We start from the raw sequence: 24,685 nt of genomic DNA on the forward strand, positions 1-24,685 counted from the left end.
ATGGTTGAGGGCCGGCGTTCACCACCCGTTTGGCGGAGCGATCAACGTGGTTTGCCCAGAGCTTTGCCGCGATCATCATCGGGGATCCCGGGGCCGGCTCACAAACTCGTACTCACAGACGGGGACATCGGGGACATTGGTTCCACCGCTGATGCTTCGGCATAGGGTGGGCGACCATGACATGGCTGATCACAGGCGGAGCCGGCTACATCGGGGCACATGTGGCGCGGGCCATGACCGACGCCGGGGAGCGGGTCCTCGTTCTGGACGACCTCTCGGCCGGCGTGCCCGCTCGGCTCCCGGCGGACGTCCCGCTCGTCGAGGGCTCGTCGCTGGACGGTGCCCTGATGAAGCGGGTGCTGGCCGAGCACGCGGTGACGGGTGTGGTGCACCTCGCCGCGCGCAAGCAGGTCGGTGAGTCGGTGGAGCAGCCGACGCGCTACTACCGGGAGAACGTGGGCGGTCTGGCCACGCTCCTGGATGCGGTCGCCGAGGCCGGGATCAAGCGCTTCGTGTTCTCGTCGTCCGCCGCCGTCTACGGCAGCCCGGACGTGGATCTCATCACGGAGGACACGGCGTGTGCGCCGGTGAACCCGTACGGCGAGACCAAGCTCGCCGGGGAGTGGCTGGTGCGGGCGGCGGGACAGGCACACGGAATCTCCACCGTCTGTCTGCGCTATTTCAACGTCGCCGGGGCGGCCGCACCCGAGCTGGCGGACACGGGCGTCTTCAACATCGTCCCGATGGTCTTCGACCGGCTCACCCGCGACGAGGCCCCGCGGATCTTCGGTGACGACTATCCGACACCGGACGGCACCTGTATCCGTGACTACATCCATGTCGCCGACCTCGCCGAGGCACACCTGGCGGCCGCGCGGCGGCTGACCGCGGCGGACGCGAGCGGTGATCTGACGGTCAACATCGGTCGCGGCGAGGGCGTCTCCGTGCGGGAGCTGATCACGGTCATCGGCGAGGTCACCGGCGACCGGCGACCGGCCGTCGTCGAGGCCCGGCGTCCCGGGGACGCCCCGCGCGCGGTCGCCTCGGCCGCACTGGCCGCCGGGGAGCTCGGCTGGACGGCTCGGCACGGGGTACCCGAGATGGTCGAGTCGGCATGGCGGGGGTGGCGGCTGCACCACGGCGGCTGATCCTGCGCGGTGCCCTGACCTGCGCATCGTTTCCGCAGGTCAGGGCAGATGACAACGGTGTTCACTGCCGCGTTGCCCGATACCCCCCACCCGTAGTTCACTGTGCTCCCGGACCGATGTTCCGATCGTCTACGGACCGCAGAAGGGCGGCTATCCATGGGGGCTGGGCACGATCACGGGCACGCGCACGCGCATGGGCCCACGACCGGTACGGCGGCGGCCGCCTACCGCGGCAGACTGCGGGTGGCGCTGTCGATCACGCTCGGCGTCATGGTGGTCGAGATCGTCGGTGGTGTGGTCGCCGACTCGCTCGCCCTGATCGCGGACGCGGCGCACATGGCGACGGACGCACTGGGCCTGGGCATGGCCCTGCTCGCCATCCACTTCGCGAACCGCCCGCCCAGCATGACGCGCACCTTCGGCTACGCCCGCGCGGAGATCCTCGCCGCGCTCGCCAACTGCCTGCTGCTGCTCGGCGTCGGCGGCTATGTGCTCTACGAGGCGATCCAGCGGTTCCTCACGCCCGCGGACACCGAGGGCGGCTTGATGATCGTGTTCGGTGCGATCGGCCTGGTCGCGAACATGATCTCCCTGACGCTGCTGATGCGGGGCCAGAAGGAGAGCCTGAACGTGCGCGGCGCCTTCCTGGAGGTGGCCGCGGACGCGCTGGGCTCGCTCGCGGTGCTGATCTCGGCGGCGGTGATCCTGGCCACCGGCTGGCAGACCGCCGACCCGATCGCCTCGCTGATCATCGGCCTGATGATCGTGCCGCGCACCTTCAAGCTGCTGCGCGAGACCCTCGACGTGCTGCTGGAGTCCGCCCCCAAGGACGTCGACATGGCTCAGGTCCGGGCCCACATACTCGCCCTGGACGGTGTCGAGGACGTCCACGACCTGCACGCCTGGACGATCACGTCCGGCATGCCGGTGCTGTCTGCGCACGTGGTGGTGCGCTCCGACGTCCTGAACGCCATCGGCCACGAGAAGATGCTGCACGAGCTCCAGGGGTGCCTGGGTCACCACTTCGACGTGGAGCACTGCACCTTCCAGCTGGAGCCGGTCGGGCACGCCGAGCACGAGGCCCGGCTCTGTCACTGAAACAACCGTACGGTCCGACAAAACGCCAGTACGGACGGAATGCAGCGATCCGGTGGTCGGTCGCGTCCTCACCCTCACATCGCCCCCGCGGACGGTTCCGTGCCCGCCGCGCCGGGCACGATCAACTGCCGGGAGTGCCGGATTCGTACGGCACACTTGGGGCGCGAAGACCGATGTGAAGGATGGGTATGCCGATCACACCTGCCACCGCGACGCACACTCCGTCGAACGGCGCCGCAGACGCGATTTTGCTGGAACTGGTCGACGAGGACGGCGTCACGATCGGCACCGCGGAGAAGCTCGCCGCCCATCAGCCGCCGGGGCAGCTGCACCGCGCCTTCTCGGTGTTCCTGTTCGACGAGCACGGCCGGCTGCTGCTCCAGCAGCGGGCGCTCGGCAAGTACCACTCCCCCGGCGTGTGGTCCAACACCTGCTGCGGTCACCCCTACCCCGGCGAGGCTCCCTTCGCGGCCGCCGCCCGGCGCACGCACGAGGAGCTGGGCGTCTCACCCTCGCTGCTCGCCGAGGCGGGCACGGTCCGCTACAACCACCCGGACCCGGAGTCGGGCCTGGTGGAGCAGGAGTACAACCACCTCTTCGTCGGCCTGGTCCAGTCCCCGCTGCGGCCGGACCCGGAAGAGGTCGGCGAGACGGCCTTCGTGACGTCCGCCGAGCTGGCGGAGCGCCACGCGAAGGACACCTTCTCCGCCTGGTTCATGACAGTGCTCGACGCCGCCCGCCCCGCGATCAGGGAACTGACGGGCCCGTCGGCCGGCTGGTGACACGCCCTCGGCCGGGCCCTACGGCACGTGCACGGGTTTGAGCGGGACGGCGGCCCAGATCACCTTGCCCCCGCTCGCCGTGTGTTCGACGTCGCACACGCCGCCCGCCTCCCGCGTGACCTCGCGCACCAGAAGCAGACCGCGGCCGCCGGTCCGGCCGTGGTCCGCCTCCAGGGCGGTCGGACGGTAGGGGTGGTTGTCCTCCACGGACACCCGCAGCCACTCGGCGCCGACGGCGACCTCCACGGCGAGCGTCGGCGACAGCAGCGCCGCGTGCCGGACGGCGTTCGTGACCAGCTCGGAAACGATCAGCAGCACTCCCTGAACCAGGTCGTCCGGGGCCGGCACGCCCTGGCGGTACAGCAGGTCCCGTACGGCGTGCCGGGCCTGCGGGACCGAGGCTTCGACGGCGGGAGCGGTGAACCGCCACACGCCCTCGTACGGCAGGGGATTCGGCGGCTGCTGACCGAGGGGTTCGTCCGCGCCGCCTGCTGGGCGTGGGCCGGACCCGCGCCCGTGGTTCTCCATCGTCCGGTCGCCACCCTCGCGCTCGATTGTCACCACACGTCGAGTGTTGGTAACGCGCAGGTCCGGACCGTAGAACTGAACACAAGTCAGCAGATATCGAACGTTTCTGATCGTTGGCGTATGACACCGTCAGATGGGGGACCACTCCTGTCGCGCTCGTGCCGACTTGGAGAACTATTCGGGTTGTACGGGTTTGGCGGGCGTCCGCCTGCCCTGCGCCCGGCACCGGGCGGTACTCCCTGATCGGCCGTTGGACGTGGGCGGATAGCATCCGGCGCATGGAGCCCCAGCTACTGCACAGCGTCACCGACTCGGTCGCCACCGTCGTCATCCATCATCCGGCCAAGCGCAACGCGATGACGGCCGCGATGTGGCGGGCGCTGCCGCCGTTGCTCGGCACGCTGGCCGCCGACCCTGCCGTACGCGCGCTGGTGCTGACCGGTGCGGGCGGGACGTTCTGCGCGGGCGCCGACATCTCCACGCTCCAGGGGTCGCCCGAGGAGGCGCAGGGGCTGGCCGTGGCGGCCGAGGAGGCGCTGGCCGCCTTCCCGAAGCCGACGCTGGCGGCGGTCCGGGGGCACTGTGTGGGCGGCGGGTCGCAGCTGGCGGCGGCGTGTGATCTGCGGTTCGCCGAGGAGGGGTCGCTGTTCGGGGTGACGCCGGCGAAGCTCGGGATCGTGTATCCGGCGTCCTCCACCCGGCGGTTGGTGGCACTGGTGGGACCCGCCACCACCAAGTACCTGCTGTACTCGGGCGAGTTGATCGACGCGGAGCGGGCGCTGCGTACGGGACTGGTGGACGAGGTGCTGCCGGAGGGCGAACTCGACAAGCGAGTCCTGGAGTTCGCCCGGATCCTGGTGTCCCGTTCGCAGCTGACGCAGGCCGCGGCGAAGGAGTTCGCGAACGGCCGCACGGACCGGGACGCGTACTGGAACGAGCAGGCGCGCGGCAGCGGCGACACCACGGAGGGGGTCGCCGCGTTCCTGGAGCGCCGTCAGCCGCGGTTCACGTGGTCGGTTCCTGGCCGAGGATGAACCGGCTCATGGAGCGGATCAGCTCGACGACGTCCGCGGGCGCCTTCTGCGGGGCCCCGGCGTCGTAGGGGGGCTGCGGGTCGTACTCGATTCCCAGCTGTACGGCCTGGGCGACGAAGTCGCCCGCGATGTGGCCGAGCAGCGCGAGCCCCATGTCGATGCCGGAGGAGACGCCGGCCGCGGTGACGTACTTACCGTCGGTGACCACCCGCTCTCCCGTAGGCTCGGCACCGAACTTCCTCAGTTCGTCGAGGGCGAGCCAGTGCGAGGTCGCGCGGCGCCCTTCCAGGAGGCCTGCCGCGCCCAGCAGCAGGGAGCCGGTGCACACGGACGTCGTCCAGGTACTGGTGGCGTCGGCGGCGCGGATCCAGTCGAGGAGGGCCTTGTTCTCCATCTGCGGGGTCTGTCCGGGGCCGCCGGGGACCACCAGGACGTCCGGGCTCGGCACCTCGGCGAGGGTCCTGTCGGCGATCAGCGAGAGGTGCCCGCTGTCGGCGCGGACGGGGCCGGTCTCCTCGGCGACGAAGACGACCTCGGAGTCCGGCAGGCGGCCGAGGGTCTCGTACGGTCCGACGGCGTCGAGGGCGGTGAAGCGGTCGTAGAGGACGATCGCGAACTGCATGGTTCCCCCTTGGAACGGTTACGGGTGCATCGGTTGTGGATGGGTCGGCTGCGGGTGTTCAGTGGGCGGCGGGCGCCGGGCGGAAGCGGCGCCGGTACTCGGCCGGGGCCGCGCCGAGGGTTCTGACGAAGGCGCGACGCATCGCCTCCGGGGTGCCGTAGCCGCTGGCACGGGAGATCTCCTCGACGCCGTCGCCGGTGTCCTCCAGGAGGCGGCGGGCGTGTTCGAGGCGGACCCGGTCGACATATCGGCCCGGGGTCATGCCGGTCTCGGTCTGGAAGGCGCGGGCGAAGTGGCGCGGCGAGAGGCTCGCGCGGGCGGCGAGCGCCTCGACCGTGAGATCGGCGTCGGGGTGTTCGGTGATCCAGCGCTGCACTTCCCTCAAGGGCTCCCGCTGGGCGGTCTGGGCGGCGAGCTGGGCGCTGAACTGGGCCTGGTTTCCTGGCCGGCGCAGGAAGACGACCAGGTGGCGGGCTATCGCGAGGGCCACGTCCCGGCCCAGGTCCTCCTCGACCAGGGCGAGGGCGAGGTCGATGCCCGAGGTCACGCCGGCGGAGGTGGCGACCTGTCCGTCGCGTACGTAGATGGGGTCCGGGTCGACCTCGACGGCCGGGTGGTCGCGGGCGAGCTTGTCGCAGTAGGCCCAGTGGGTCGTGGCACGGCGCCCGTCGAGCAGGCCCGCCGCGGCGAGCAGGATGGCGCCGGTACAGACGGAGACCAGGCGCTCGGCACGGGGGCCGTGCTCGCGCAGCCAGTCGGTGAGGGCGGGGTGCGGTTGGCGTGTGCCTTGACCGCCGGGGACGACGAGGGTGTGCGGATCGGGAGCGTCGGGGAGGGCCTGGTGCGGTACGACGGTCAGGCCGCCGGATGTCCGTACCGGACGGCCGTCGAGAGAGGCCGTGCGGATGCGATAGGTGCCCGGGGTGTGCTGCTCCGCGCCCGCGAAGACCTCCAGCGGTCCGGTGACATCGAGGCTCTGCACGTCGTCGAAGAGGACGAAGAGAACGGTTCGCTGCGCCATGCCATCGATTCTTCGGGAGGGGACGGATGGCGGCAATGACGAAGACCCCACCTTTTCTGCCATGCCGCGCGCACGACAGATGAACGTACCAAGCGGTTGGTAACCTGCCCGCCATGACTACTGCCGCCCTTGAGCCCCGCGCCGGCCGCCGCTGCCAGAACGCGCTCAACACCCTTCATGCGACGTCCTACTTCGCCCCCGAGCTGGGGCAGGAACTGGGCGCCCTCGGGATCACGCATCCCAGGGCCGTCAATTTCGCGGTGCGGGCGGCCGCGCTGGGGCCGGTCGGTGCGGGGGCGGTGACGGCGACGTTCTACAACTACAAGTACGACCTGGTGGCGCGGCATGTCCCCGCGGTCTGGGCGATCGCCTCGCCCGAGGACGTGCTGGCGGCACGCGCGCGTGCGGTCGACGCGGCGCTGCGGCGGCTGCTCGGTGCGGAGGCGGTGACGTCCGCGGAGATGGCGGAGGCAGCGCGGCTCGCGCTGCGGGCCGCGGAGGCGTGTTCTCGCGGCGCCCGGCCGCTGTACTCGGCACACGCGGACCTCCCGGTGCCCGAGGAGCCGCATCTGGCGTATTTCCACGCGGCCACGCTGCTGCGCGAGCACCGGGGTGACGGCCACCTCGCCGTGCTGATGTCGGCGGGGCTCGACGGCCTGGAGGCCGTGGTCACGCACACCGCGACCGGTAAGGGCATGACGCCGAAGTGGGTGTCCGCCACGCGTGGCTGGACTGAGGACGACTGGAGCGCGGCGGCCGGACGACTGCGTGAGCGCGGGCTGCTGGACGATTCGGGGGAACTGACGCCGGAGGGGATCGCGCTGCGTGAGGAGATCGAGTCCGAGACGGACCGGTTGGACCGGGCGCCGTACGAGCACCTCGGGGCGGAGGGCGTCGCGCGGCTGACGGAACTCGGTGCGGGGTTCGCGCGGGCGGCGGCGTTCGCCGGGGCGTTTCCGGCGGACCTGATCGGCAGGGGCTGACCCTCAGCAGGGCGGTTTCTCACCCCGCGGCCCCTGCCCGTCCCCCGAAATGCCGCCCCGCATGCCCTGACCGAGTCGCGGTACCCGGACCTCGACTGCTCACAGCAACCAGCAGAGGAAAGGGAAACCACGTGTTCCGTGCAATCGCAGACGTATTGCGCCAGATCGGCGGCGCCATCGCCACCGTCGTGACGTTGCCGTTCCGGGCACTCGCCCGGCTTTTCGGTGGTGCCTCCGGCAGTACGCGCAGCCGCAGGGTCTGATTCCGTACCCCGCGACCGGCCGGGGTTGCCGCCCTGAGCCCCGGTTGTCGGTGTCACCTGCCACAATTGCCGCGCAACCTCAGTGAGAAAGCGGGACGGGATCGTGACGACACCCCTCGTAGGGTCCATCGAAGGCAGGATCGCCGCGGAGCTCGGCGTACGGGAGCGGCAGGTGAAGGCTGCCGTGGAGCTGCTCGACGGCGGTTCGACGGTGCCTTTCATCGCCCGCTACCGCAAGGAAGCGACCGAGATGCTCGACGACGCGCAGCTGCGCACGATCGAGGAGCGGCTGCGCTACCTGCGGGAGCTGGAGGAGCGGCGGACGGCGATCCTCGAGTCGGTGCGCGAACAGGGCAAGCTGACCGAGGAGCTGGAGGCGCAGATCCGCGGCGCCGAGACCAAGGCGCGGCTCGAGGACATCTATCTGCCCTACAAGCCCAAGCGCAGGACCAAGGCGCAGATCGCACGCGAGGCGGGACTGGAGCCGCTCGCCGAGGGGCTGCTCGGTGACCCGACGGTCGAGCCTCTCGCCGCTGCGGCCGCCTTCGTCGACGCCGACAAGGGCGTCGCCGACCCGCAGGCGGCCCTCGACGGCGCCCGGGCGATCCTCACCGAGCGGTTCTCGGAGGACGCCGACCTCATCGGCGAGCTGCGCGAGCGCATGTGGGTGCGCGGGCGGCTGGCCGCCAAGGTGCGGGAGGGCAAGGAGGAGGCGGGCGCGAAGTTCGCCGACTACTTCGACTTCGCCGAGCCGTTCACGGAGCTTCCCTCGCACCGGATCCTCGCCATGCTCCGCGGTGAGAAGGAAGAGGTGCTCGATCTCGTTCTGGAGCCGGAGGAGCCCACCGACGGGCCCTCGTCGTACGAGGGCATCGTCGCCGCCAGGTTCGGGATCGCCGACCGCGGCCGCCCCGCCGACAAGTGGCTGACGGACACGGTCCGCTGGGCCTGGCGGACGCGGATCCTGGTTCACCTCGGCATCGACCTGCGCCTGCGTCTGCGCACGGCCGCCGAGGACGAGGCCGTCGGCGTCTTCGCCGCCAACCTCCGCGACCTGCTGCTCGCCGCCCCGGCCGGCACACGCGCGACGCTCGGCCTGGACCCGGGCTTCCGTACGGGCGTGAAGGTCGCCGTCGTCGACGCCACCGGCAAGGTGGTGGCCACCGACGTGATCTACCCGCACGTCCCGGCCAACAAGTGGGACGAGGCCATCGCCAAGCTGGCGCGGCTGGCGAAGGAGCACGCGGTCGAGCTGGTCGCGATCGGCAACGGCACGGCGTCCCGCGAGACGGACAAGCTCGCCGGTGAACTCATCACGAAGCACCCGGAGTTGAAGCTCACCAAGGTGATGGTCTCCGAGGCCGGCGCCTCGGTGTACTCGGCCTCGGCCTTCGCCTCGCAGGAGCTGCCCGACATGGACGTGTCGCTGCGCGGCGCGGTGTCCATCGCCCGCCGGCTGCAGGACCCGCTGGCCGAGCTGGTGAAGATCGACCCGAAGTCGATCGGTGTCGGCCAGTACCAGCACGACCTGTCCGAGGTGAAGCTGTCGCGCTCGCTGGACGCGGTGGTGGAGGACTGTGTGAACGGCGTCGGCGTCGACGTCAACACGGCCTCCGCGCCCCTGCTCGCGCGCGTCTCCGGCGTCACCTCCGGGCTCGCCGAGAACATCGTGGCCCACCGGGACGCCAACGGCCCGTTCACGTCCCGCTCGCAGCTGAAGAACGTGGCGCGGCTCGGCCCGAAGGCCTACGAGCAGTGCGCGGGCTTCCTGCGCATCCGCGGCGGCGACGACCCGCTGGACGCCTCCAGCGTGCACCCGGAGGCGTATCCGGTGGTGCGGCGGATGGTGAAGACCTCCGGTCAGGAGGTGGCCTCCCTCATCGGCAACACGGGTGTGCTGCGCTCGCTGAAGCCGCAGGAGTTCGTGGACGAGACGTTCGGTCTGCCGACCGTGACCGACATCCTCAAGGAGCTGGAGAAGCCCGGCCGCGACCCGCGTCCGGCCTTCAAGACGGCCACCTTCAAGGAGGGCGTCGAGAAGATCTCCGACCTGGCGTCCGGGATGGTCCTGGAGGGCGTCGTGACGAACGTGGCGGCGTTCGGTGCGTTCGTGGACATCGGCGTCCACCAGGACGGGCTGGTGCACGTCTCCGCGATGTCGAAGACGTTCGTCAAGGACCCGCGGGACGTGGTGAAGCCCGGTGACATCGTCAAGGTGAAGGTCCTCGACGTCGACATCCCGCGCAAGCGGATCTCACTCACGCTGCGGCTCGACGACGAGGCGGCCCCGCAGGGCCAGCAGGGCGGTGGCGGCGGCGAGCGCCGGCAGCGCGGCGGGCGGCCCCCGCAGCAGCGTCAGGGGCGCGGCGGCGGTGGCGGTGGCGGCTCGCGTCAGGCGCCCGCGCCCGCCAACAGCGCGATGGCCGACGCGCTGCGGCGCGCCGGTCTGCTCGACCCGAAGAACGGGCGGCGCTGAGGCATCCCGGGCCCGGGCTCTCCGGCACGGCGGGAGAGCCCGGCCCGGTCCGCCCGTAAGGTGGCGGCATGCCGACCACACGCGTCATCACCTGGGACGTCACCGCGAGCCGGGGGTACGAGACCGCCTGGGTCGAGCTCGGCGACGGGGCGCTGCGGGCACGCGGCCGGGCCGTCGGTACCGTCCCCGAGCCGTACTGGATCACCTACGGCCTCGACACGGCCGACGGCTTCGTGACCCGTCGGCTGACGGTGACGGCCGAGTCGGCGGGCGGCACCCGCACCCTCGACCTGCGGCACGACGGCGAGGGCAGGTGGACGGCGGACGGAGAGCGGCTGCCGGAGGTCGACGGCGCCCTCGACTGCGACCTCGGTCTGTGCCCGCTCACCAACACCATGCCGGTGCTGCGCCACGGGCTCCACCAGGCCCCCGGCGAGCGCGCGTTCCTCATGGCCTGGGTGTCGGTGCCCGACCTGACCGTGCAGCCGTCCCGGCAGACGTACACGCATCTGGGGCTCGGGCGCGTCCGCTACGCCTCGGGTGACTTCCGCAGCGAGCTGGAGCTGGACGCGGAGGGCTGCGTGGTCGACTATCCGCAGCTCGCCACCCGCCTGAGGTGAACCCGCTCAGTGGTGGTGCCCGTACACGGCCGCCCGAGTGCCGGCGCGGGCGCAGGCCTCGTCGGCCAGGGCCCGCGCCTGGGCCGCTTCCGCCTGCCGGCCCGCCGACTCCAGTGCCAGGGCGAGGTTGGAGCCGGTCAGCCCGGTCGCGTACCAGTTGTCGTACTCCTGGCGGATGCGGAGCGACCCCTGCAGGGCCGTGACCGCTTCGTCCGTGCGGCCCACCGCGTACAGGGCCCAGCCGAGGCTGTTGAGGGAGTCGCCGTGGAAGATGCGGTCGTGCTCCCGGTGGAGTGCGCACGCCCGGCGGAAGGCGTCGGCCGCCTCGGTGTGACGGCCTGCCGCGTCCAGAGCCAGCCCGATGTTGTGCTGGGCGCGGCCCTCGTTCCACTGGTCGCCGAGGGCCCGGAAGCGGTCCCGGGCGTCCAGGTGGGTGGCGAGGGCGAGGTCGAAGTGCCCGGATCTGCGCTGGGCGAGGCCGAGGTTGTTCCAGGCCATGCCCTCACCGGTCGGGTCGGCGGTGCGGTGGAAGAGGTGCGCCGCCCGGATGAGGGGTTCGAGGGCTTCGACGGGCCGTCCGCCGCGTGACAGGGCGTTGCCCAGGTGATTGCAGGCGGTGGCCTCGGCCCGCTCGTGGCCCAGCCGGTGGGCCAGGGCGCGGGCCGTGCGGCTGACGGTGATCCAGTCCTCGAAGAAGCGGCGCCAGCGCAGGTAGCCGGCGAGGTGCAGGGCGAGGCCCACGCGGGCCTGAGGGTCGTCCTCGTCGGGCCACTGAACGGCGGCGACGAGGTTCGTGCGCTCCCGGTCGAACCAGGCGAGGGCGGTGTCCCGGCGCGCGACGGCGGCCGGGGACGGGTCGTGGACCGGCGAGGGGAGGTGACGGTCGCTGAGTGCGGCCTGCCGGTGGTAGTGCTCCCGAGCCCGGGCCCGCGCGGTCCGCGCCGCGGCGGCGAGGGGCGGGTCGGCGGCGGCGCGGGCGGACGCGTAGCTGCGGACGAGGTCGTGGATGCGCCAGCGTTCGGGCCCTTCGTCGTCGGGCTCCTCGCACGTCATGAGATGGGCGCAGGCCAGGTCGTCGAGCACGTCCAGCGCCACCGGTCCGTCCAGGTCGGTGATCACCGTCACCGTGTCCGTGTCGTAGTCCGCGCAGGGGACCTGGGCCAGCAGGCACAGGGCCCGGGCCCGGTCGGCGGGCAGGCGGCGCATGGAGGCCTCGAACACGGGGGCCATGGCCAGCGGCCTGCCGTACTGGTCGACGCCCCGGCTGCGGAGTGTGTCGGTGAGATGGGCCGCCGACCCCAGCTCCTCGACCAGGGACGCGACGCGACCGCGGGAGCGGCGGTGGCGCAGAAGCGCGGCCGCGATCTGCAGCGCCAGCGGCATGTGTTCGCACAGTTTCGTCAGTTCGCCCACCGACTCGGCCTGCCGCTCCAGCCGGTCGTCCTCGACGCCGCGCAGGCGCAGCGCCTCGGTGACGAGCGCGGCGGAATCCCTGGGGCACAGCGGGCCGAGCGGCAGCTCCCGGGCGGGCAGCGAAGGGTGGGACTCACGTGAGGTGAAGACGACACAGTGGCCGTCGCTGCCGGGCAGCAGCGGCGGGAGCTGACCGGGTTCGCAGACGTTGTCGAAGAGCAGCAGCACCCGTCTGCCCTGATCGGCGAGCGTGGCCAGCCGGCTGCGGTACAGGGCGTGCTGATCGACCTCTTCGGAGGGCAGGTGGGCGCCACCGACTCCGAGGGCGTAGAGCAGGGAGGCGACGGCCTGCGCGGGCGTGACAGGGGTGTCGTCGTACCCCGCCAGGTCGAGGAAGAGGATCCCGCCGGAGAACCAGCCGTCGCGCCGCGCGCTGTGCGCGGCCTGCAGGGCGAGCGCCGTCTTGCCGATGCCGCCCAGCCCGGTCACGGCCCACAGGACCGACGACTCGGTGGCCGGGGTGCCGTCGGGCGGTCGTAAGCCCCGCAGCAGCGCGGCGAGTTCACGTTCACGGCCGGTGAAGCCGACGGGGGCGGCCGGCAGGGCTGACAGCACATTCGGTTCGTACGAGGAAGAGTCGTCGTCGGCGCCCACCGACACCGGGCCGTGGAAGTGGCTGCCCCGGAAGTCGACGTGATCCTGGTACGTGAGCGGGCCCTTGGGCCCTTCCTCCCCTGTCGGCACCCGACCCTCCCCCACCGGTGCTTTGACGGCGCCCTACGGTAGGGCATCCCGGGTCGGGGCGATACGCGATCGGGCGATTCCGGTGCCTAACGCTCCGTCACCTTGCCGTCCGCCACTTCCAGGCGCCTGGTCACCCGGACCGCGTCCAGCATGCGCCGGTCGTGGGTGACGAGGAGGAGGGTGCCCTCGTAGGAGTCGAGGGCCGACTCCAGCTGTTCGATGGCGGGCAGGTCGAGGTGGTTCGTCGGCTCGTCGAGGACGAGGAGGTTGACTCCGCGGCCCTGGAGCAACGCGAGGGCGGCGCGGGTGCGTTCGCCCGGGGAGAGGGTGGCGGCCGGGCGCAGGACGTGGCCGGACCTCAGGCCGAACTTGGCGAGCAGGGTGCGGACCTCCACCGGCTCGGTGTCGGGGACCGCCGCGTGGAAGGCGTCGAGCAGGGACTCGGGGCCGTGGAACAGCCCCCGGGCCTGGTCGACCTCGCCGACCTGGACGCCCGGGCCGAGTGCGGTGTGTCCGGAGTCGAGCGGGACACGGCCGAGCAGGGCGCCGAGCAGGGTGGACTTTCCGGCGCCGTTGGCTCCGGTGACCGCGACCCGGTCCGCCCAGTCGATCTGCAGGGACACCGGTCCGAAGGTGAAGTCGCCGCGCCGGACCTCGGCGTCGCGGAGCGCGGCGACGACCGCGCCGGAGCGCGGGGCCGACGCGATCTCCATGCGCAGTTCCCACTCCTTGCGCGGCTCCTCGACGACCTCCAGGCGCTCGATCATGCGCTGGGTCTGGCGGGCCTTCGCGGCCTGCTTCTCGCTGGCCTCGCTGCGGAACTTGCGGCCGATCTTGTCGTTGTCGTTGCCCGCCTTGCGCCGGGCGTTCTTGACGCCCTTGTCCATCCAGGAACGCTGCATCTGCGCCCGGTCCTGGAGGGCGGCCTTCTTGTCGGCGTACTCCTCGTAGTCGTCGCGGGCGTGCCGGCGGGCCACCTCGCGTTCCTCCAGGTAGGCCTCGTAACCGCCGCCGTAGAGGTTGATCTGCCGCTGGGCGAGGTCGAGTTCGAGGACCTTGGTGACCGTGCGGGTGAGGAACTCGCGGTCGTGACTGACGACGACGGTGCCGGCGCGCAGGCCGCCGACGAAGCGTTCCAGGCGCTCCAGGCCGTCGAGGTCGAGGTCGTTCGTCGGCTCGTCGAGCAGGAAGACGTCGTAGCGGGACAGCAGGAGGGAGGCGAGGCCCGCTCGGGCCGCCTGACCGCCCGAGAGAGACCTCATCGGCTGGTCGAGACCGACCGTGAGGCCCAGGGAGTCGGCCACCTCCTCGGCCCGCTCGTCCAGGTCCGCGCCGCCGAGGTTAAGCCAGCGGTCCAGGCTCGTCGCGTACGCGTCGTCCGCGCCCGGCGCCCCGTCGACCAGCGCCTGTGTCGCCTCGTCCATCGCCCGCTGTGCCTCGGCGACGCCGGTACGCCGGGCCAGGAACTCCCGCACCGTCTCACCGGGCCGGCGCTCCGGCTCCTGCGGCAGATGCCCGACGGTAGCCGTGGGCGGAGACAGCCGCACCTCGCCCTCCTCCGGCGCGACCAGCCCGGCGAGCAGCCTGAGCAACGTGGACTTGCCCGCCCCGTTGGCCCCGACCAGGCCGATCACGTCTCCGGGCGCGACAACGAGTTCGAGCCCACTGAACAGGGAGCGGTCACCGTGTCCGGCGGCGAGGTTCTTGACGACGAGTGTGGCGGTCACAAGGGGCGATCCTAATGGGCGGAACAGATCGGACGCGCCGGGGTTTACGGCGCATGGGATCGCCGGTGTGGGCTACGCCCCTAAGGGGCGCGGGGCTGTGTCGATATGCGGCTCCGCCGCGCGGGCGCGACCAGCCACAACGCACCCGCAGAACGCGAGACGGCATATCGCGGCACCCACCCCCGTCACGGCACCCCCAGCGGAGCGACCAGCACACTCCCCGCCGTCCGCGCCACCACGAACGCCTCCCCCTTGACCGCCTTCGCATCCAGCGCGATGCGGTGCCGGCCCGGTTCCAGGATGCCGTCGAAGACCTCGTGGGTGTGGGTGCGGTACAGCCGGTCGAGGCGGTACGCCGTGACGCGGACCCGGCAGGACGAGGTGACCTCGACGCCCGCCTCCCCGTCGGCGGCCACCAGGCGGGTCAGCCGGCGCTGCTCGACCGGGCTGCGGTCCAGGGCGTGTTCGATCTGGGCGACGAGCAGCGGCACGATCGGCGCGAGGCCGTCGACGTACGCCACGTCGACTCCGGCGTCCGCGAAGGCGCGGCGTACGGCGGCGCGCTGCTCCTCGCCGATCGCGCGGCCGAAGGCGACGGCGCCGTAGGTGCGCAGTTCGTCGGCGGGGACGTCGCCCACGTCGTGGGTGATGTCGGCGCCGATGCCGATGGTGCGCAGGGCGGCGGCGAGCTTGGCGAGGAGGGCGACGCGGGCGCCGATGAGGAGCACTCGGCGGCGGACGGCCGGCGTCCCGGCGTCGCCGTCGAGCAGGGAGCCGAGCGCCGCGCGGTACTCGGCGGCGCGGAAGCGGAAGGGCCCGATGCCGTGGTAGCCGTTGAGTTCGAGGTCGGCGTGTTCGTCGGTCTGCCAGGCGAAGTCCCGCCAGATGTAGTCGTCGCCGTCCTTGCCGATGACCGCGGTGACGGCACCGCAGGCGAGGTCGGCGCACTCGGGGCAGCCGTAGATGACGTACCGGCCGCCTGGAAGGGGGGCTTCCGCCTCCAGGAGCAGGCCGCGGACCTGTGCGGTGAAGATGGCGGGCGGGACGTCGGAGGCGAGCGGGGAGACGGCGTCGAGGTCGGAGAGCTGGAACAGCAGCGGGCGTCCGTCGACGATGAAGTCCACGAAGTCCCGGTGCACCTGGTAGTCACCGTTGGCGAGGACGCCACCGGCACGCATCGCCGGTGCCAGGCCGAAGGTCGCGTACTCGGCAGACATGCAGTGAGTATTCCCGGCCCGGGACCGAAATGAGCGCGGCATGACATATTCCGCTTCGTCCCGGCTTGGGTACGACTAACCGGTGTGCGCGGCGGGCGGCCGAGCCGCTGTGCCCGGCCGCCCGCGCACGCCCGCACTCAGCAGTCGGTGTCGGGCTCACCCACCGTGATGTGATACGGCGCCCGCTCGTCGAGGAGCAACGGGACGAGGGCGCGCAGGGATTGGCGGAGCGGGACCAGGGTGCCGGCGGCGGTCGCCTTCGACTTGACTCCGTGGAGGGCGAGTTCGTCCTTCACCCGCCTGTACTGGTCGGCGGTGAGCCGGTACCCGCAGGGCGGGTCCTGGATCACCTCGGCGGGTTCGGCCGGGTCGTTGTCGGCGCCGCCGAGGTAGACGGGACCGGTGTCGGCCCAGCCGGCCAGCCGGGCCCTGCCGGTGGCCGCCTCGACCTGCCGGCGACGCTCGTCGGCGAAGTCGAACAGGCCGCCCAGTGCGGCGAGTTGGGAGGTGACACGGCGGCGGTTGTTGAGGGCTTCGTCCGCCTTCTCGGCGTCCGTGAGCGGATCGACCCGGCTCTCGATCAGCAGGCCGACCGAGTGCTTGACGCCGGACATGTTCCGCAGGATGCGTTCCTGGCCGTCGCCGGCGACCTGCCGGATCGGTTCGCCGGTCTCCGGGTCGGTCCAGATGCCGTATGTGCCGGTCGAGTGACCGGCGCTCGTCGCGGCGGGGCGTACGTACGCCCCGGACAGGGCCTGCGCCTCGTCGTGGACGTGGGCGTCCGTGTTGAGGTTGCGCGGCCACAGGTCGAACAGGTCCTTGTCGTAGTACGGGGGTGTGGCGCCGTACTCGTGCAGGTCGTAGACGACATCGGGGCGATGGTCCCGGACGACCGCGGCCATGGCACGGCCCTCGGCGGTCTGCAGGGCGATGTGGTCGCGGTTGATGTCCACGCCGTCGCTGTTGCCGCGGGTGTCGGCGGCCCGGCCGTCGGGGTTGGCGGTGGGCACGACCAGCAGGGTGGTGCGCTCCAGGAAGCGCCGGGTCTGCCGGTCGTTCGCGTAGGCCAGGTCGCGGATGGTGGACAGGCAGGCCTCGCGGCCGGAGGGCTCGTCGCCGTGCTGGCTGCACACGAGGAGCACCTTGTTCGGGGCGGGGCTGGTGCCGATCCGTACGAGCTGGAGCGGACGGCCCTGTTGCGTCGTCCCGATGCGGGCGACGGAGACCCGGTCGCTCGCCCTGTCCACGGCCGCGAGGAAGTCCTGCTCCTCGGACTGCCCCGTCCATCTGGCGCCGTTGGACTCCTCGAAGCCGGTGCGCGGCGGGGAGTCGGCGGCGTGGGCGGGGACGGTCACGAGGGATGCGGCCAGGGCCGCCGCCGTCAGGGTGAGGGTTCGGGCGCGGGTCACTGGCCTCCCTCCGGGACGCGGGTCAGGGTCCGCGGGTGGGTCACGCCGTCGAGGGGGGTGGCCTCGGGCGTGCCGTACGCGGAGCCGGCGGTGGCGCGGGCGAACGCGGCGGCGCCACCGACCAGCGGGACCCGGGCCTTCGTACGGGACAGGTCGAGCGTCAGCGCGGGTGTGCCGGCCGGCGGGTCGATGAGGTCCTTGTCCGTACCCGCGACGATCAGCGCCAGACGGTGGCCGGCCGGGACGACATGATCGGTGGCGGCCAGGTCGAGCGTGATCGTGTACGGCTTACCCGGGGTGAGCGGCACACCCTTCAGGTCGGAGGCGTAATTACCCAGGTCGGCCCATCCGCGGCTGACGACCGTGTAGTCGACGGCGGTGGTCTTGGCCTTCGTCTCCTTGAAGCAGGCGCTGTCGCCGGTGGTGCTCGCGCCCCAGCAGGTGCGGTCGGTGAGCGTGGTGATGCCCTCACCGCTCGTCGCGTAGTCGCGGATGGTGTCGGGGCCGAGGTCGACCAGGACGGCGGAGAGGTGGGCCGTCGAGGTGGTCGGGGTCGCGGTGACGGTGACCTTCGAGGAGCCGGACAGGCGCAGGTCGCGGCTGAGCGGCTTGGTCACGAAGCCCGCCTTGTCGGGGGTGGGCCGGTCGATGTGGGCGGCCCAGTCGGTCTCGCTGTGCTGCGGGTCGTCGGTGAAGGTCTCGGCGCCCTTGCCCTTGGTCAGGCCGAGGGTGCCGACGCCTGCCTCGGTGCCCTGGGCCGGGCGCAGGGTGGTCGTGGCGGTGCCGATCGGGGGCCAGGCCTGGGAGGTGACCCACTGGTCGGGGTGGCGCTCGATGTCGGCCATGGGCTCGCGGTCGATGCCGTTGTCGTAGCCGAGGAGTTCGTGGTCGAACCAGCGGTGCAGGGTGTCGACCCATGCGGCGCGGCGGAAGTCGAAGGGGTCGACGTGGCCGGTCTGGGAGAGCCAGATCTTGCGCTCGACGCCGTTCCTGCCCAGCGCGTCCCACCACTGACCGACGTGCTTCATACGGACGTTGAGGTCCTGCATGCCGTGGATCAGGAAGACGCTCGCCCTGACCTTGCGGGCGTCCTTCACGTAGTCGCGCTCGGTCCACAGCGGCGTCCAGTCGCCGGTGCGCGGGGCCCCGTCGACGAGCATCTGCTGGACGGCGCCGCACTTGGCGCGCGCGTCGGGGCTGTCGACGTAGTCCGAGAGCCAGTCGGGGCCGGAGTCGTACAGCGGGGCGCCCTGCTGGAAGTAGTAGTCGTACCAGGAGGAGATGGCGCTGATCGGCACGATGGTCTTCAGGCCCTCGACCCCAGTGGCCGCGACGCCGTTGGCGATGGTGCCGTCCCAGCTTTTGCCGATCATGCCGGTGTGGCCGTTGGTCCACGTCGCTGTGGCCTTGGTGGTGCCGGTGCGGGTCGTGTACGCCTTGGCGCGGCCGTTGAGCCAGTCGACGACGGCCTTCGCGGACAGGACGTCGGAACGGCCGCCGACGTCCACGCAGCCGTCGGAGCGGTTGGTGCCCGCGAGGTCGACGCCGACGAAGGCGTAGCCGCGGGGCACGAAGTAGTTGTCGTAGAACAGCGGCATCTGGACGACGTCGCCGTCCGCGTCGTACGTCTTCTTCTGGCTCTCGTTGCCGCGCCCGCAGCAGGAGTAGTAGGGGCTGGCGTCCATGATGACGGGTACCTTGCGGCCCTGCGCGGCGGGTTCCCGGGGCCGGACGATGTCGACGGCTACGCGGTCGCTCTTTCCGTCGCGGTCGTGGTCGAGCCCGGTGTCCACCCATACGGCCTCGCGGATGGCGTTCTCGTACGAGTAGACGGGTCTGCTCTCCCGCGGGGCGGCGTGCGCCGAGGCGGGTGAGAGGAACGCGGCCATCAGGGCGGCGACGGCCGCTGTCGCGAGCGGTCTCCAGATCGTGAAGCGCATGCGTTTCGGCATGCGCGGACGGTACATCGATCAACTCCTGTGCAGAAGGGGGCGGCTGATGGCGTGTGAGATCGCATGTGGCCGAAAGACGTCACCCGGGCGGGTCGGTTCATGTCGGCCGAATGGCGATCGTGTGACAGGGGTGGTCATGGACACATCGGAGACGCAGGTGGTGAATAGGCTCCGGACAGACTTCGGGCCCCTACGACTTGGAGCTTTCGTGCACCGCAGAATCATGGCGCCGGGCGCGCTCGCAGCCGCCACCCTGATGCTGGCGATCCCGGCATCGGCCGCGAGCAACTCCCCCGGTGCTCCGGGCATCGGCGACCCCTACTACCCGGCCTACGGCAACGGCGGATACGACGTCTCCCACTACGACCTCCGGCTGAAGTACCAGCCCGCCACGGACCAGTTGGAGGGAACGGCGACCCTGCTGGCCAAGACCACGCAGGACCTGTCCCGCTTCAATCTGGACTTTCTGCTGGACGTCAGCGAGGTGCGGGTCAATGGCGTGAAGGCGTCGTTCGCGACCTCGGGCGAACACGAGCTGGAGATCACTCCGAAGAGCCCGCCGGCCAAGGGCACCGCCGTCACCGTGGTCGTGCGCTACAAGGGTGTGCCGTCGTCGAAGAAGGCGTACGGCTTCAACGCCTGGCTGCGCACGCCGGACGGCGGGGTCGCCGCGGGTGAGCCCGAGGGGGCCTGGTGGTGGTTCCCGAGCAACGACCATCCGCTCGACAAGGCGACCTTCGACGTGTCGGTGCAGGTCCCGGACGGCACGCAGTTCGTCTCCAACGGGACGCTGCAGTCGACGGTCTCGCGGGCCGGCTGGACCCGCTACAACTGGCGCTCCAACAAGCCGCAGGCCACCTATCTCGCCACGTTCGCGGCCGGCCGGTTCGACGTCACCACCGGGACCTCCGACAGTGGAATTCCGGTCATCAACGCCTACAGCAAGGACCTCGGCGACAACGCCGGTTCCGCGCGGGCGAGCGTCGAGCGAACCGGCGAGGTCGCCGACTGGCTGACCGAGTACTTCGGGCCGTACCCCTACAACGCGGTCGGCGGATACGTCCCCAACACTCCGGCCGTCGGCTACGCGCTGGAGACCCAGACCCGGCCCTTCTACAGCCCCCGCCAGTTCGCGAGCGGGTCGAACGTCTCCGTCGTCGTCCATGAGCTGGCCCACCAGTGGTACGGCGACGACGTGTCGGTCAAGGGCTGGAAGGACATCTGGATCAACGAAGGCTTCGCTCGGTACGCGCAGTGGCTGTGGTCGGAGCACGAGGGCGAGGGGACGGCGCAGGAGATCGCGGACTACGTGTACGCCTCGCGCCCGGCCGACGATCCGTTCTGGAACGTCAAGCCGGGGGATCCGGGGCCGGAGAACCAGTTCCACATCGCGGTCTACGACCGGGGCGCGTTGGCCCTGCAGGCGCTGCGCAACGAGATCGGGGACGGGGCGTTCTTCGCGATCCTCAAGGGCTGGCCGCAGAAGTACGCCTACGGCAACGCGTCCGTGGCCGACTTCCAGCGGTACGCCGAGGAGGTGTCCGGGAAGCCGTTGGCTGCGCTCTTCGACACGTGGCTGTTCCAGCCCTCGAAGCCAGGAGCTCCGGCGGCGAAGAGCGCGTCCATCGCCAGGTCGGCCCAGGAGCCGGTGCAGCCGAAGTCCTGGAAGAAGATCGCGGCTACGAACGGCGTGCACGAGCACGACCACGAGCACGACCACGAGCACAGCCACGAGGGCGACCACTGACGACCTAGGGCGCCTCGAACGAGGCCGCACGCTTGAGGAGTTCGTCCCGGCCCATCGTGTTCATCTCCGTCGACGGCACAGTGCAGGCATGGGCACCGGCCACCGCGCCGTACAGGGCACATCGGTGCGGTGGCTCGCCGGACAGTCTGCCGTGGAGGAAGGCGGCCGCGAAGGCGTCGCCGGCACCGTTGGAGTCGACCACCGGCGCCGGTGGGGCCACCGGGGGGACATGCGTGATCTGCCCGTCGGCCAGGAGGTACGCGCCCTCGGCTCCGGCGGTGGCGACGACCACCTCGGCCCTTCCCCGCTCGGCGATACGGCGCATCGTCCGCGCCGGGTCGGGCAGGGCGGCCGCGGAGAGGAACACCACGTCGGCCGCGTGGGCGAACGGCTCGTGGTACGGGTTTTCCCCGTCCCAGTTGTGCAGGTCGGTCGAGAGCGTGAGGCCTGCCTCGCGCAGGACGGGCAGGGCGTGGGCGCAGGGGTGGGTGATCGACACGTGCGCGTGACGGCCGGCCCCGGCGAGGGTGCGCAGCGTGTCCTCGGGGAACCGGTCGTCCGGGTGTGCCCTGCTGGTGTCGTACAGGGACAGCCGCCGTCCGTCCGGCCCGACCAGGTTGACCGCGCGCTTGGTGCCGGCGGGCTGCGGGACCGCGGTCAGGGCGATGCCGTGCTCACGGTGCAGGGCGCGGACGAGATCGCCCTCGGGGTCGTCGCCGAGGAAGTCGACATGGTGGGTGCGCAGTCCGAGGCTGCTCAGGCCGACGGCCACGAAGTCCCCGGTCTGACCGGCGCGGGTACGGACCCCACTGTCGATCATGTAGCTGTCGGCGTACGGGAGCGGCAGCTCGGGGACATGGACGACGGTGTCCACGCCCGCCCCTCCCAGCACGAGCACGTCGATGTCACGGCTCAACCCAGATCCTCCCCGTGGTCGTAGACCGTGACAGCGATGCCTCGTCTCACCAGCCGCTCGGTGATGATCGGCTCGACGCGGGACCACTTGCCCCCGGCCAGCCCGCACCCTATCCGCGGCATGTGCACCGACGCGCCGAGTTCGGCCGCCTTGTCCGCCAGCCGCTCCAGCGCAGCGTCGATCGCCTCATAGCGAACGGGGACGCCTTTGCTGCCGGTGCGGATGCCACGCTGCCCGACCATGTTCGCCACCCAGACGCAGGGCTCGACCTGGACGAACTGGACCGCGCCCAGACCGAAGTCATTCGTGGCGCGCTCTCGGTGCCATGCGCGATAGGACTTCTCCGGTTCCGGCCAGCGGCGCGATATGGCCAGGACGAAGCCCTTCCCCCACCCCCCTATGTCGTTGCAGACATGGGCGATCACCTTGACGCCCTTCAGCGACGGAACGGTGGCGTCACCCCGGACATACGTGATCTCCGACATGACGCCACCGTAGACGCCGCCACTGACAACGGCCTCCGCCTGTTCGGGGAGTTACTTCGTGAGGTTCGCCAGTTCCTGGTCCTCCGCCTTGGCCACCCGGCGGCGGATGGCGTACCAGCCGGCGACCAGCATGGCCGCGATCACCGGGATGAGGAGGAGGGTCCTGCGGCCGACCTCGGGGTCGTTCCACATCAGGGCGAGCGTGGCGAGGAGGAAGGCGATCGTCGCGATCTCCGTGACCGGGCTGCCGGGAAGGCGGAAGGAGGGGCGTGCGACCAGGCCCGCCTTGGCGCGGCGGACGAAGATCAGGTGGCAGATCATGATGATCACCCAGGTCGAGATGATGCCGAGGGAGGCCACGTTCAGAACGATCTCGAAGGCCTGGGCGGGCATGAGGTAGTTCAGGCCGACGCCCAGCACACAGACGGCGCAGGTCAGCAGGATGCCGCCGTAGGGCACCTGGCTCCGGTTCATCCGCGCCGTGAACTTCGGGGCCGAGCCCGCCATCGCCATCGAGCGGAGGATGCGACCCGTCGAGTACAGGCCGGAGTTCAGGGACGACATCGCGGCCGTCAGGACCACCAGGTTCATCACGTCGCCCGCGCCCTCGACGCCGATCTTCGACAGGACCGTCACGAAGGGGCTCTCGTCGGCCGAGTAGACCGAGCCGGGGAGCAGGAGGGCGAGCAGGACGACCGAGCCGACGTAGAACAGACCCACGCGCCACATGATCGAGTTCACCGCGCGCGGGACGACCTTCTCCGGCTCGGCGGTCTCGCCCGCGGCTACGCCGACCAGCTCCAGGGCGGCGTACGCGAAGATCACGCCCTGCATGACCAGGACGACGGGCATCAGGCCGTGCGGGAAGACGCCGCCGTGGTCGGTGATCACGTCCAGGCCGGGGGTCTGGCCGCCGACCTTGTGCTGGGTGGCCAGGAGGAAGATGCCGATCAGCATGAAGCCGACGAGCGTGGCGACCTTGATGATCGCGAACCAGAACTCCATCTCGCCGAAGATCTTCACCGAGATCAGGTTCACCGCCAGGACCACCGCGAGGGCGGCCAGGGCGAGCACCCACTGCGGGATGTCGGTGAACAGGCTCCAGTAGTGCGTGTACAGCGCGATCGCGGTGATGTCGGCGATGCCGGTCGTCGACCAGTTCAGGAAGTACATCCAGCCGGCGACGTACGCGCCCTTCTCGCCGAGGAACTCGCGCGCGTACGACACGAAGGAGCCGGACGAGGGGCGGTAGAGCACCAGCTCGCCGAGGGCGCGGACGACGAAGAAGGCGAAGATGCCGCAGACCAGGTAGGCGATCGCCAGTGCCGGGCCCGCGTTGTGGAGGCGGCCGCCGGCGCCGAGGAAAAGGCCGGTGCCGATGGCCCCGCCGATGGCGATCATGTTGACGTGGCGGGCCTTGAGGTCCTTGCTGTAACCGGCGTCGCCCGCGTCCGCGGGCATCTGGGCCGCGTCGGTGCGGGGTGCGGCCACGGCCGTGTTCACGGCGTCCTTGCTCACGGGTGGTACCACTCTCTGGTGCGCCCGAGCGGGTCGCGCTCGGGTGTCCGGACGTACGTATGGCCTGCGCCCTCGGTAGAGGCGCAGACCAAGGGGTCACCTTCCCCCAGGGAACGCGGCTCACGCGGTGGCGCATGTCACACAGCGTTACTTCTCACACGGCGGTCACGTTGCTCGCCCCAGGTGTCACAGCACTGGTGAGACAGCGATACTGCTGCACATGACGACCGGCACCGAGGACTCGACCCTCACGATCGACGAGCTGGCCGCGCGGGCGGGCGTGACGGTCCGCACGGTGCGGTTCTACGGCACCAAGGGGCTGCTGCCGCCTCCGGTGATCGGTCCGCGCAGGGTGGGGCACTACGGGCGTGAGCATCTGGCCCGGCTGGCGCTCATCGAGGAGCTTCAGCAGCAGGGGATGACGCTGGCGGCGATCGAGCGGTATCTGCAGCAGTTGCCGCCGGATCTGGACGCCCATGACCTGGCCATTCACCGGGCCGTGGTGGCCTCGTGGGCACCGGACGCCGTCGAGAGGGTGACGCGGGCGGAACTCGAGCGGCGGGCGGGGCGGGGGCTCGGCGACGACGATGTGGAGCGGCTGGCCGCGATGGGGGTGATCGAGGCCGGTGACGGGGCTTACCGCGTCGACATGGGGTTGCTGCGGCTGGGAGTTGGGCTGCTGGACGTACCGCTGTCGCAGGAGGCGATCCTCGCGGCGCGCAACGTTCTCATCGAGCATGCGCGGGCCGCCGCGCACGAGCTGTCGCAGCTGTTTCGCGGTGAGGTGTCGCAGCGTGCGGCGCAGGACGTGAAGTCGCTCTCCGCGTATATGCAACCCGTGGTGGTGCAGGCCCTGTTGACGACGTTCCAGCGGTCGTTGCGGGAGGATCTGCGGGAGTGGCTGGGCGGTGTTCCGGAGGAAGGCGGATCCGCCTGACTCCTTCGACCCCGCCAGGGGGCTCCGCCCCCTGGACCCCCGCTC

At 71.2% G+C, this 24,685-nt stretch carries 21 protein-coding genes; 10 read left to right on the forward strand and 11 right to left on the reverse strand.

All coding sequences use genetic code 11. The features are described from left to right. Positions 1–176 precede the first annotated feature (176 nt). From galE to idi, 3 genes are all read left to right on the forward strand, one after another. Complete coding sequence (gene galE / locus ACIBU0_RS03965; RefSeq protein WP_398811207.1) at positions 177–1,148, forward strand: UDP-glucose 4-epimerase GalE; 972 nt, start codon at positions 177–179, stop codon at positions 1,146–1,148. A 156-nt stretch (positions 1,149–1,304) separates the two neighbouring features. Continuing rightward, the gene (locus ACIBU0_RS03970) at positions 1,305–2,246 is read left to right on the forward strand and encodes a cation diffusion facilitator family transporter (RefSeq protein ID WP_398811210.1); all 942 of its coding nucleotides are present in this window, start codon (positions 1,305–1,307) and stop codon (positions 2,244–2,246) included. 188 nt (positions 2,247–2,434) lie between these two features. Beyond that, a complete protein-coding gene (gene idi, locus ACIBU0_RS03975) occupies positions 2,435–3,028 on the forward strand; it encodes an isopentenyl-diphosphate Delta-isomerase (RefSeq protein WP_398811213.1) in 594 nt (197 codons plus the stop codon). 18 nt (positions 3,029–3,046) lie between these two features. On the opposite strand, the gene ACIBU0_RS03980 is transcribed toward idi, so the two are convergent. After that, positions 3,047–3,556: an ATP-binding protein gene (locus ACIBU0_RS03980; protein WP_398811770.1), complete on the reverse strand. Its 510-nt coding sequence runs from the start codon at positions 3,554–3,556 to the stop codon at positions 3,047–3,049. Between the two features lie 278 nt (positions 3,557–3,834). Here ACIBU0_RS03980 and ACIBU0_RS03985 point away from each other — a divergent pair, with 278 nt between their 5' ends. After that, positions 3,835–4,590: an enoyl-CoA hydratase/isomerase family protein gene (locus ACIBU0_RS03985; RefSeq protein WP_398811215.1), complete on the forward strand. Its 756-nt coding sequence runs from the start codon at positions 3,835–3,837 to the stop codon at positions 4,588–4,590. Here ACIBU0_RS03985 and ACIBU0_RS03990 read toward each other — a convergent pair. Further along, on the reverse strand, positions 4,562–5,212 hold the full coding sequence (locus ACIBU0_RS03990; protein ID WP_398811218.1) for a DJ-1/PfpI family protein: 651 nt from the start codon (positions 5,210–5,212) through the stop codon (positions 4,562–4,564). The two genes, ACIBU0_RS03985 and ACIBU0_RS03990, sit on opposite strands and share 29 nt — an antisense overlap. A gap of 58 nt (positions 5,213–5,270) precedes the next feature. Continuing rightward, positions 5,271–6,233 carry a GlxA family transcriptional regulator gene (locus ACIBU0_RS03995; RefSeq protein WP_398811221.1) on the reverse strand — a complete coding sequence of 321 codons (963 nt, stop codon included), beginning with the start codon at positions 6,231–6,233 and terminating at the stop codon, positions 5,271–5,273. A 113-nt stretch (positions 6,234–6,346) separates the two neighbouring features. Here ACIBU0_RS03995 and ACIBU0_RS04000 point away from each other — a divergent pair, with 113 nt between their 5' ends. From ACIBU0_RS04000 to ACIBU0_RS04015, 4 genes are all read left to right on the forward strand, one after another. After that, the gene (locus ACIBU0_RS04000) at positions 6,347–7,216 is read left to right on the forward strand and encodes a hypothetical protein (RefSeq protein ID WP_398811224.1); all 870 of its coding nucleotides are present in this window, start codon (positions 6,347–6,349) and stop codon (positions 7,214–7,216) included. A gap of 131 nt (positions 7,217–7,347) precedes the next feature. After that, positions 7,348–7,479, forward strand: coding sequence for an LPFR motif small protein (locus ACIBU0_RS04005; RefSeq protein WP_266450389.1), 132 nt, complete (start codon positions 7,348–7,350; stop codon positions 7,477–7,479). A 103-nt stretch (positions 7,480–7,582) separates the two neighbouring features. Then, positions 7,583–9,955, forward strand: a complete 2,373-nt coding sequence (locus ACIBU0_RS04010) for a Tex family protein (RefSeq protein WP_398811226.1) — start codon at positions 7,583–7,585, stop codon at positions 9,953–9,955. 68 nt (positions 9,956–10,023) lie between these two features. Beyond that, positions 10,024–10,575 carry a putative glycolipid-binding domain-containing protein gene (locus tag ACIBU0_RS04015; protein ID WP_398811229.1) on the forward strand — a complete coding sequence of 184 codons (552 nt, stop codon included), beginning with the start codon at positions 10,024–10,026 and terminating at the stop codon, positions 10,573–10,575. A 6-nt stretch (positions 10,576–10,581) separates the two neighbouring features. Here the strand turns inward: ACIBU0_RS04015 and ACIBU0_RS04020 are convergent, their stop codons facing one another. The 5 genes from ACIBU0_RS04020 to ACIBU0_RS04040 form a co-directional block, all read right to left on the reverse strand. Then, positions 10,582–12,732 carry a tetratricopeptide repeat protein gene (locus ACIBU0_RS04020; RefSeq protein ID WP_398811232.1) on the reverse strand — a complete coding sequence of 717 codons (2,151 nt, stop codon included), beginning with the start codon at positions 12,730–12,732 and terminating at the stop codon, positions 10,582–10,584. A gap of 86 nt (positions 12,733–12,818) precedes the next feature. Beyond that, positions 12,819–14,459 (reverse strand): ABC-F family ATP-binding cassette domain-containing protein, encoded by a 1,641-nt coding sequence (locus ACIBU0_RS04025; RefSeq protein WP_398811235.1) that lies wholly within the window; start codon positions 14,457–14,459, stop codon positions 12,819–12,821. Between the two features lie 185 nt (positions 14,460–14,644). Next, a complete protein-coding gene (locus tag ACIBU0_RS04030; protein WP_398811237.1) occupies positions 14,645–15,676 on the reverse strand; it encodes an oxidoreductase in 1,032 nt (343 codons plus the stop codon). Between the two features lie 137 nt (positions 15,677–15,813). Continuing rightward, entirely contained in the window at positions 15,814–17,085 is a 1,272-nt protein-coding gene (locus ACIBU0_RS04035) for a M14 family metallocarboxypeptidase (RefSeq protein ID WP_398811240.1), read from the reverse strand. Then, positions 17,082–19,037, reverse strand: coding sequence for a Xaa-Pro dipeptidyl-peptidase (locus tag ACIBU0_RS04040; protein WP_398811243.1), 1,956 nt, complete (start codon positions 19,035–19,037; stop codon positions 17,082–17,084). Before ACIBU0_RS04040 ends, ACIBU0_RS04035 begins: the two co-directional genes overlap by 4 nt. Before the next feature lie 208 nt (positions 19,038–19,245). Here ACIBU0_RS04040 and ACIBU0_RS04045 point away from each other — a divergent pair, with 208 nt between their 5' ends. Next, positions 19,246–20,784 carry a M1 family metallopeptidase gene (locus ACIBU0_RS04045; protein ID WP_398811246.1) on the forward strand — a complete coding sequence of 513 codons (1,539 nt, stop codon included), beginning with the start codon at positions 19,246–19,248 and terminating at the stop codon, positions 20,782–20,784. 4 nt (positions 20,785–20,788) lie between these two features. Here ACIBU0_RS04045 and ACIBU0_RS04050 read toward each other — a convergent pair whose 3' ends face one another. Genes ACIBU0_RS04050 through ACIBU0_RS04060 form a run of 3 tightly spaced genes read right to left on the reverse strand, consistent with a single transcriptional unit; the run spans position 20,789 to position 23,703 of the window. Continuing rightward, positions 20,789–21,700, reverse strand: a complete 912-nt coding sequence (locus ACIBU0_RS04050; RefSeq protein WP_398811248.1) for a PfkB family carbohydrate kinase — start codon at positions 21,698–21,700, stop codon at positions 20,789–20,791. Next, positions 21,697–22,185: a macro domain-containing protein gene (locus ACIBU0_RS04055; RefSeq protein ID WP_398811251.1), complete on the reverse strand. Its 489-nt coding sequence runs from the start codon at positions 22,183–22,185 to the stop codon at positions 21,697–21,699. Before ACIBU0_RS04055 ends, ACIBU0_RS04050 begins: the two co-directional genes overlap by 4 nt. Positions 22,186–22,236: 51 nt before the next feature. After that, positions 22,237–23,703 carry an amino acid permease gene (locus ACIBU0_RS04060; protein ID WP_398811254.1) on the reverse strand — a complete coding sequence of 489 codons (1,467 nt, stop codon included), beginning with the start codon at positions 23,701–23,703 and terminating at the stop codon, positions 22,237–22,239. A gap of 220 nt (positions 23,704–23,923) precedes the next feature. Here ACIBU0_RS04060 and ACIBU0_RS04065 point away from each other — a divergent pair, with 220 nt between their 5' ends. After that, positions 23,924–24,640 carry a MerR family transcriptional regulator gene (locus ACIBU0_RS04065; RefSeq protein WP_398811256.1) on the forward strand — a complete coding sequence of 239 codons (717 nt, stop codon included), beginning with the start codon at positions 23,924–23,926 and terminating at the stop codon, positions 24,638–24,640. Positions 24,641–24,685: the final 45 nt, after the last annotated feature.

The organism is Streptomyces sp. NPDC049627, from assembly GCF_044465645.1.
In the GTDB taxonomy this organism is placed as follows: Bacteria; Actinomycetota; Actinomycetes; order Streptomycetales; family Streptomycetaceae; genus Streptomyces.

Bases quoted from the DNA above. Each gene is read 5' to 3' on its own strand.
- ACIBU0_RS03985 (WP_398811215.1), top strand. From the start codon at position 3,835: ATGGAGCCCCAGCTACTGCACAGCGTCACCGACTCGGTCGCCACCGTC.
- galE (WP_398811207.1), top strand. From the start codon at position 177: ATGACATGGCTGATCACAGGCGGAGCCGGCTACATCGGGGCACATGTG.
- ACIBU0_RS03980 (WP_398811770.1), bottom strand. From the start codon at position 3,556: ATGGAGAACCACGGGCGCGGGTCCGGCCCACGCCCAGCAGGCGGCGCG.
- ACIBU0_RS04030 (WP_398811237.1), bottom strand. From the start codon at position 15,676: ATGTCTGCCGAGTACGCGACCTTCGGCCTGGCACCGGCGATGCGTGCC.
- idi (WP_398811213.1), top strand. From the start codon at position 2,435: ATGCCGATCACACCTGCCACCGCGACGCACACTCCGTCGAACGGCGCC.
- ACIBU0_RS04015 (WP_398811229.1), top strand. From the start codon at position 10,024: ATGCCGACCACACGCGTCATCACCTGGGACGTCACCGCGAGCCGGGGG.
- ACIBU0_RS04040 (WP_398811243.1), bottom strand. From the start codon at position 19,037: ATGCCGAAACGCATGCGCTTCACGATCTGGAGACCGCTCGCGACAGCG.
- ACIBU0_RS04065 (WP_398811256.1), top strand. From the start codon at position 23,924: ATGACGACCGGCACCGAGGACTCGACCCTCACGATCGACGAGCTGGCC.
- ACIBU0_RS03995 (WP_398811221.1), bottom strand. From the start codon at position 6,233: ATGGCGCAGCGAACCGTTCTCTTCGTCCTCTTCGACGACGTGCAGAGC.
- ACIBU0_RS04000 (WP_398811224.1), top strand. From the start codon at position 6,347: ATGACTACTGCCGCCCTTGAGCCCCGCGCCGGCCGCCGCTGCCAGAAC.
- ACIBU0_RS03990 (WP_398811218.1), bottom strand. From the start codon at position 5,212: ATGCAGTTCGCGATCGTCCTCTACGACCGCTTCACCGCCCTCGACGCC.
- ACIBU0_RS03970 (WP_398811210.1), top strand. From the start codon at position 1,305: ATGGGGGCTGGGCACGATCACGGGCACGCGCACGCGCATGGGCCCACG.
- ACIBU0_RS04055 (WP_398811251.1), bottom strand. From the start codon at position 22,185: ATGTCGGAGATCACGTATGTCCGGGGTGACGCCACCGTTCCGTCGCTG.